This window comes from uncultured Oscillibacter sp. (genome assembly GCF_910579365.1).
GTDB lineage: Bacteria > Bacillota > Clostridia > Oscillospirales > Oscillospiraceae > Oscillibacter.
Window position 1 is genome coordinate 34,071 of sequence record NZ_CAJTUX010000018.1, and the last position, 7,382, is coordinate 41,452.

The following is a 7,382-nucleotide window of genomic DNA, read 5'->3' on the forward strand; positions in this document are numbered from 1 at the left end:
TAGGTGAAGAAATCATCGAACGGCGGCGTCAAACCGCCGCCTGAGGGCCTGGCTGAGACTTAGTATATCACATATTTTGGGGGATGGACATGAAAACAACGCGCTTTTTCTCGATTTTTTTCCTGCTTCTTCTGCTGGCGGCACAGCTGACTGTCCCCGCCGGGGCGGCGGGGGTCCCGGACCCGGAAATCCAGGCCAAGGCGGCTTTGCTGGTGGACCGGAAGACCGGGGCGGTGGTCTATGCCCTGAATGAGCACGACGAGCTCTATCCCGCCAGCCTCACCAAAATCATGACCTGCCTTCTGGTGCTGGAGGCTGTGGACGAGGGGCGCCTTTCCATGAGCCAGGAGATCACCGCCACCGCCACCGCCATGGAGGACCTGGCGGAGGACGGCAGCACCGCCGGCATCGAGGTGGGGGAGGCGCTGACGGTGGAGGAGCTTTTGTACTGCATGATGATGAGCTCCGCCAACGAGGCCAGCGCCATCCTGGGGGAGAAGGTCTCCGGCTCCGTCAGCGGCTTTGTGGCCGCCATGAACGCCAAGGCGGAGGAGCTGGGCTGTGAGAATACCCACTTCATGAATCCCCACGGGCTCCACGATTCCCAGCACTACTCCTCCGCCTGGGACCTGTATCTCATCACCGAGGCGGCCCTGGAATACCCCATGTTCATGACCATCTGCGACACCAGCTCCCACACCGTCCCCGCCACCAACGTCTCAGAGGAGCGGCAGCTGAACAACACGAACTTCCTCATCCGCAGCGGCAGGGACTACTACAACGGGGACGTCCACGGCGTGAAGACCGGGTCCCACTCCCTGGCGGGGCACTGCCTGGTCTCCACGGCCCAGAGGGCCAGCATGGACTTCCTCTGCGTCATTCTGGGGACGGAGCGGGAACAGCGGGCGGATGGAACCTGGTGGACCTACAGCTTCGGCGAGACGAACCGGCTGTACGACTGGGGCTTTGGCAACTTCTCCTACCAGACGGTTTTGAAAGAAGACGACGTGGCCGGCGAGGCCCCGGTGTCCCTCTCCTCCACGGATTACGTGACCCTCCGCCCGGTGAAGACGGTGGAGCTGCTGCTGCCCAAGGGGGTGGACCTGGAGGAGCTGGAGAAGACCATCGAGCTGAAATCCGACCCGGCGGAGGCCCCCATCAGCGAGGGGGACGTGCTGGGCACCATGACCATCCGCCTGAACGGGGAGGAGTGCGCCCAGGTGGATCTGGCGGCGCTGAACAGTGTGGAGGCCTCCCGCCTGCGGGTTTTGTGGCGGGACGTGAAGGCGTTTTTCTCCACAGCCGCCGCCAAGGTGATCCTGGGCGTAGTGGCGGTGCTGGCGGTGCTTTTCGCGGGGTGGAAGCTGCTCTTCAGCCGCCGCCGCTACCGCTATGGACGCAGCGTCGGCGGCGGAAACCGCCGGGGTTATCGCGGCGGGAGAAAGAGACGGTAACAAGCAGGAGGCTGCCCTTCGGCAGCCTCCTGCTTGCGTCTCAGAGATAGACCGTCAGCTCCTCCAAAGGTTTGCGGTCCGTGTGGAGGCGGGCGGGGTGAGCCCCCTCCGCCGGATAGCCCAGGGGCAGCAGGGCGATGGGGCGGATTCCCGCCATTTCCGGGAACGCGGCCAGCAGCTTTTCCGGCTCGAACATGCCCACATAGGTGGTGCCCAGGCCCAGGTCCGCGGCCTGGAGCATCATCTGGGTAACGGCGATGGCGGCGTCGATTTCGCCGTGGTCCTTGCCGTCGGTCTCCCGCTTCCAGGAGACGGAGGGGTCATAGCCCACCGCCAGCATCACCGGGGGATGGAAGTGGGAGCCGGCGCAGGCGTCGGCCTTCTCCAGGGCCCCGGCGCTCTGGAGGACGAAGATGCGCTGAGGCTGGTAGTTGTGGGCGGTGGGGGCGTTTCGCCCGGCCTCCAGAATGAGGTTCAGTTTTTCCGGTTCCACGGGCCGGGAGTCGAACTTGCGCAGGGAGTACCGCGCGGCGGAGAGGGTCTGGAAATCCATAGACGCTGCCTCTTTCCTTACTTTTAGAATAGCGGGAAGCATCCGGCTTGAAAGACAGGGGCCGCCTGCCGTTTTGCTTGACGCTTTGCACCGCTCAAGATACCATAGGATTCCGGAAAAAGCAAGTCCCGCCGGACAAAAACCCGCCCGCCCCGGCGGCGCAAATTACAGGTGACAAGCGCCGGAAACTCTGGTATACTACAGGCAGAGAACTCGGTTCCCCCATTACGGAACACCAAGGAGAAATGCTATGAACATCGTATGTCTTGACATGGAGGGCGTTCTGGTCCCCGAAATCTGGATTGCCTTCGCCGAGGCCAGCGGCATCCCGGAGCTCCGCCGCACCACCCGGGACGAGCCCGACTACAACAAGCTGATGAACTTCCGCCTGGGCATTTTGAAGGAGCACGGCCTGGGCCTCAAGGAAATTCAGGCCACCATCGCCAAAATCGATCCCCTCCCCGGGGCGAAGGCGTTTTTGGACGACCTTCGGGCCACCACCCAGGTGCTGATTCTCAGCGACACCTTTGAGCAGTTTGCCAAGCCCCTGATGGAAAAGCTGAACTGGCCCACTATCTTCTGCAACACGCTGGAGGTGGCCCCCAGCGGGGAGATCACCGGCTTCCGGATGCGCTGCGAGAAGTCCAAGCTCACCACCGTCAAGGCCCTCCAGTCCATCGGGTACGAGACCATCGCCGCCGGGGACAGCTTCAACGACCTGGCCATGATCCAGGCCAGCAAGGCGGGCTTCCTCTTCAAGAGCACGGAGCAGATCAAGAAGGACTACCCGAACATCCCCGCCTATGAGGAGTTCGATGATCTGCTCGCCGCCATCAAGGCCGCTTTGTGATACTTTTCTTGAAAGAAAAGTATCCAGAAGAACTTGATCGCGCTTCGCCTGCCCGGAGCGCATCCGGGCTGAAGCGGCGGCAACGAAGACAACTCTGAATAAAACAGGAAGGGAGACGCGACCATGAATCCGAAGTTTGAAACCTTAGGCTTCTATCCCGCCAACATCCTCCTGCCCAAGGAGGGCACGGATATGACAAAGTGGGCCGTGGTGGCCTGCGACCAGTTCACCTCCCAGCCCGAGTATTGGCAGGCGGTGGAGGAGAACGTGGGAGACGCCCCCTCCACCCTGCGGCTCATCCTCCCCGAGGCGGGGCTGAACGCCCCGGACGTGGAGGAGCGCATCGCCGCCGTCAACGCCGCCATGAGCGCCTATCTGGACGGCGGGCTGTTCCGCACCCTGGAGGACAGCCTCCTCTATATCGAGCGGGTCCAGTCGGACGGGAAAATCCGCCACGGCCTGATTGGCATGGTGGACCTGGAGCAGTACGACTTCACCCCCGGCTCCGGGGCCCTCATCCGGGCCACGGAGGGCACCGTCCTCTCCCGCATCCCCCCCCGGGTGAAGGTCCGGAAGGACGCCCCCATCGAGCTGCCCCACGTCATGCTCCTCATCGACGACCCCAATAAAACCGTCATCGAGCCGTTGACCCGGGCCTCCGGCGAGATGGAGGAGCTCTACCGCTTCCCCCTCCAGCAGGGCGGCGGCGGCATCACCGGCTGGCGGCTCTCCTCCGCCCAGATGGACCAGACGGCGGACGCCCTGGCGGCCCTCTGCTCCCCGGAGGAGCAGACCTGGAAGTACGGCGTGAAGGACGCTCCGCCGCTGCTCTTCGCCGTGGGAGACGGGAACCACTCCCTGGCCACCGCCAAGCAGTGCTATGAGGACCTGAAGAAGGTCACCCCCGAGAGCGAGTGGGCCGCCCTCCCCGCCCGGTACGCCCTGGTGGAGGTGGTGAACAACCACGACAGCGCCCTCCAGTTCGAGCCCATCCACCGGGTGGTCTTCGGCGTGAAGCCGGGGGAGGTGCTGGAATCCTTCCTGGCCGCCTACCCCGGCGCTTACGAGGGCAGGGGCGAGGGGCACGTCATCGCCTATACCCACGCCGGAGGCGAGGGTTTTCTCACCGTCCCCAATCCCCGGGTGCAGCTGGCGGTGGGAACCCTCCAGGCCTTTTTGGACGGCTATGTCAAGGACCACGGCGGCGAGATCGACTATATCCACGGCGGCGAGGTGACGGACCGCCTGGGCCGCCAGCCGGAGAGCATCGGCTTCAAGCTGCCCGCCATGGGGAAGCAGCAGCTGTTCAAGACCGTCATGGCCGACGGCGTGCTGCCCCGGAAGACCTTCTCCATGGGCCACGCGGAGGACAAACGGTACTACGTGGAGGCCCGGAAGATTCGCTGAGGCCTGCGCGTTTGAGAACCAGGGCCGGGAACGCCATGCGTTCCCGGCCCTGGTTTATGTGAATTGACAACCCGTGTTGTAATCTGTATAATAAAGGGAGAAGAGCGCTGCTGCATAGGATGGTTGGTCCACCGATAATACCCCAACGCAAATTCCAGACAGGGGGAGGTGGTGCGGATGTGGAAGAGACAGCTTTTTGCTGTGCTGCGTTTCCTGGTGTTTTTCATCGGGACAATGCTGGTACTTACCACAAAAGCGTGCTAGCCGTCCGGCCGGTACCCGAACGGCTAGCGGAGTAAGTCCCTAGCTTATTTCGCGGGCGAACCGTCTTGCGGCGGCGCCCTTCTGTTATGATTATATATGAGCGGGATTCTTTTGTCAAGCAGGGGCGGCGATCGCCGCCCCCGCGCGGTTCAATCCTCCAACCGGGCGCTCCCCAAGGCCCCGATTCACGTCCCGCCATCCTCGTCCTCGCGCAGGTTATCCAGAGCTACCCGGACGGCCTCAACGACAAAGGCAGAGAAGGTGCAGTCTGTTCCGCGAATGGCGGTTTCTACCTCCTCAATCAGGTCATTGGGAAAACGAACGGATTTGTTCGTGGAAGAGGGATTCTTGGGAATTTTGAATTTTCTCATTTCACACCCCGTGCAATACAAAATTATTGCTGTCTTGTAATACATAGGGTATTGCAATTTTTGCCGAATTGATGCATTATATAATATAAAACAAAACATAGCACAAATAAAAACTTGCTGAGGTGATCGAAATGGAAGAAGCGCCCCATTGCTACCTGCGTCTTTACAACGCCGTCTCGGACGCGTTGACATTGATGGACGAGATGAATTTCGGCGCGGCCGGGGACGTCCTGATCGAGGGAATGCTCTGGGCCAGAAAGCTGTGCGAAGAGGAGCGGAAGGGAGAGCTGACCCTGGAAACGGAACTCAAGGCGTGGCTGCGCACGGGCGGGGAAATGCTGCGCCTGGAGGATATCCCGGACCTGCCGCTGGAGGAAGCGGAGACCAGGGAAATCGCGGAAATCCGGGCCAGGGTCAAGGCCCTGATGGAGGATGCCAAGAAGAAAATCTGACCGCCCCTCCCCGGGCGGATACGCGAAAAAGGCGGAGCTGAACGCTTCGCCTTTTCCTATTCCGATTTACAGGTTTTTCAGCACGCCGCTCTCCTCGTTGAAGGCGTCGATGAGGGCGTCCAGGTCCTTGGCCTGGGCGTGGACGGCGTCCCAGGTGCCCTCGGTGTCGTACCACAGGGCGTTGAGCTCGTGCATGTCTCTGCCCTGCTGCTCCACCCAGGTGTAGTATTTCAGGTTGTGGACCCGCTTGCGGTCCGCGTAGGTCAGCTCCATCATGCTGTCGGTCTTCAGGCCCAGAACGTGAAGGTTATGGTCCAGCCGGGCCTCGGCGGAGGTGTACGCGCCGTGCAGGTCGTGGAGCTCCTGAATCCGGCTTCCGTACATGGCGGCGGAGTCCGTCAGCACGGTGCCCACCACGTCCCGGTCCGTGAACTCGTAGTACTTGGCCATCTTGATGCAGCAAAGCACGTTGGCGATGCCGGAGATGCCAAGCCACGTCAGCTTTTCCACCAGCGCGGGGTCCAGCTTCAGGGTGTTGAGAAGGTAGTCCTGCCCCTCGGGGGTGTTGAAGAGGCGCAGGAGGCGCTGGGAGTCCTCGTCGTCAATGGCGATGGCCAGATCCGTGTTCTTCACGTTGTGAATCCAGGGGATGTGCTTGTCGCCGATGCCCTCGATCCGGTGGCCGCCGAAGCCGTTGTTGAGAATCGTGGGGCACTGGAGCGCCTCGCCCACGCCCAGCTTGAGAAGGGGATAGCGCTCCTTGAGCAGGTCGCCGGTGCTCATGGTTCCGGCGGAGCCTGAGGTGAAGCAGGCCCCGGCGAAGCGGTCCCCGGGGCGCTTGACGGCCTCGAAGAGGTCCGCCAGGGCGAAGCCGGTGACGTTGTAGTGCCAGAGGGGGTTGCCCATCTCCTCAAACTGGTTGAAGATCATATACTGGGGGTCCTGCTTGAGCTCGTTGGTCTTGTCGAAAATCTCCTTGACGTTGGACTCGCAGCCCGGGGTGGCGATGACCTCGGCCCCGATCTCGTGGAGCCAGTCGAACCGCTCCTGGCTCATCTCGGCAGGGAGGATGGCCACGCCCTGGGCCCCCAGCAGCTTGGAGTTAAAGGCGCCGCCCCGGCAGTAGTTGCCGGTGGAGGGCCAGACGGCCTTGTGGACGTCCACGTCGAACTGCCCCGTCACCAGCCGGGGGGCCAGGCAGCCGAAGGACGCGCCCACCTTGTGGCAGCCCGTGGGAAACCACTTGCCCGCCATGGCGATGATGCGGCAGGGCACGCCGGTGAGCTCCGGGGGAAGCTCGATGTAGTTGGGCACCTCCTGGAAAAGGCCGCCGGACTCCTTGGCCTCGTTCTTCCAGGTGATGCGGAAGAGGTTCAGGGGATTCACGTCCCAAAGGCCCACGTCCTTCAGCTTGTCCCGGACCTTGCCGGGGATGGTCTCCGGGTGCTGCATCTGGGAGATGGTGGGGATGAGGATATTCTGCTCCCGGGCCTTTTTCAGGTTGTGCTCCAGTCCTTGCTTGTTGATGGTAAGATCGATCATGTCAGCTGCCCTCCTGTTTATTCATGTCAATATAGGAATACAACGTGTACTTGGAGATACCGAAATATTTGGCAACCTTGTCGCCGGACTTGGTGATGAGGAACGCCCCGTTCTGGCTGAGGAACTGGATGGCCTTCACCTTGTCGTCCTTGTTCATGACGGCGGCGGGCTTGCCGACCAGCGCCACGGACTGCTGGATGAGCTCGTCCAGCAGGTCGCTGACGTTGGTGATCTTCTCCGGTTCGGAGGGGACCTCCTCCCCGGTGGAAGTCAGGTTGCGCAGGGCCTCCTCCATCAAAATAAGGCGGGAGATGTCGTAATTGATGGACAGGATGGCAGAGACCCGGCCCTTCCGGTCCCGGATGTAGACGGTGGAGGATTTCAAAATCTTTCCGTCCGGGGTCTTGGTGAGATAGCAGAGGTGGTCGCGGGGCTCCGGGTCCTGGGTCCGCAGCTGTTCCATCACCACGGTGGACGCGCCGTCCCCCA

The 7,382-nt window shown here is 62.1% G+C and carries 8 protein-coding genes; 4 read left to right on the top strand and 4 right to left on the bottom strand.

Translation table 11 applies throughout. The features are described from left to right. Positions 1 to 89: 89 nt before the first annotated feature. A complete protein-coding gene (locus QZ329_RS06710; protein WP_295750056.1) occupies positions 90 to 1,454 on the top strand; it encodes a D-alanyl-D-alanine carboxypeptidase family protein in 1,365 nt (454 codons plus the stop codon). A 40-nt stretch (positions 1,455 to 1,494) separates the two neighbouring features. Here the strand turns inward: QZ329_RS06710 and QZ329_RS06715 are convergent, their stop codons facing one another. After that, the gene (locus QZ329_RS06715; protein ID WP_295750059.1) at positions 1,495 to 2,007 is read right to left on the bottom strand and encodes a nitroreductase family protein; all 513 of its coding nucleotides are present in this window, start codon (positions 2,005 to 2,007) and stop codon (positions 1,495 to 1,497) included. Positions 2,008 to 2,257: 250 nt separating this feature from the next. On the opposite strand from QZ329_RS06715, the gene thrH reads away from it, so the two are divergent. Together thrH and QZ329_RS06725 are read left to right on the top strand one after the other, a co-directional pair. Then, entirely contained in the window at positions 2,258 to 2,857 is a 600-nt protein-coding gene (thrH, locus tag QZ329_RS06720; RefSeq protein ID WP_295750062.1) for a bifunctional phosphoserine phosphatase/homoserine phosphotransferase ThrH, read from the top strand. A 123-nt stretch (positions 2,858 to 2,980) separates the two neighbouring features. After that, the gene (locus QZ329_RS06725) at positions 2,981 to 4,264 is read left to right on the top strand and encodes a DUF1015 domain-containing protein (protein ID WP_295750065.1); all 1,284 of its coding nucleotides are present in this window, start codon (positions 2,981 to 2,983) and stop codon (positions 4,262 to 4,264) included. Positions 4,265 to 4,713: 449 nt separating this feature from the next. Here the strand turns inward: QZ329_RS06725 and QZ329_RS06730 are convergent, their stop codons facing one another. After that, on the bottom strand, positions 4,714 to 4,899 hold the full coding sequence (locus tag QZ329_RS06730) for a YlcI/YnfO family protein (RefSeq protein ID WP_295750067.1): 186 nt from the start codon (positions 4,897 to 4,899) through the stop codon (positions 4,714 to 4,716). A 131-nt stretch (positions 4,900 to 5,030) separates the two neighbouring features. Here QZ329_RS06730 and QZ329_RS06735 point away from each other — a divergent pair, with 131 nt between their 5' ends. Continuing rightward, the gene (locus QZ329_RS06735; protein WP_295750070.1) at positions 5,031 to 5,351 is read left to right on the top strand and encodes a hypothetical protein; all 321 of its coding nucleotides are present in this window, start codon (positions 5,031 to 5,033) and stop codon (positions 5,349 to 5,351) included. Positions 5,352 to 5,417: 66 nt separating this feature from the next. Here the strand turns inward: QZ329_RS06735 and QZ329_RS06740 are convergent, their stop codons facing one another. Together QZ329_RS06740 and QZ329_RS06745 are read right to left on the bottom strand one after the other, a co-directional pair. Further along, positions 5,418 to 6,893, bottom strand: a complete 1,476-nt coding sequence (locus QZ329_RS06740; protein ID WP_295750074.1) for a pyridoxal-phosphate dependent enzyme — start codon at positions 6,891 to 6,893, stop codon at positions 5,418 to 5,420. Between the two features lies 1 nt (position 6,894). Continuing rightward, positions 6,895 to 7,382 (bottom strand): helix-turn-helix domain-containing protein (locus tag QZ329_RS06745; RefSeq protein ID WP_295750077.1); only part of this gene is annotated, 488 nt, incomplete at its 5' end.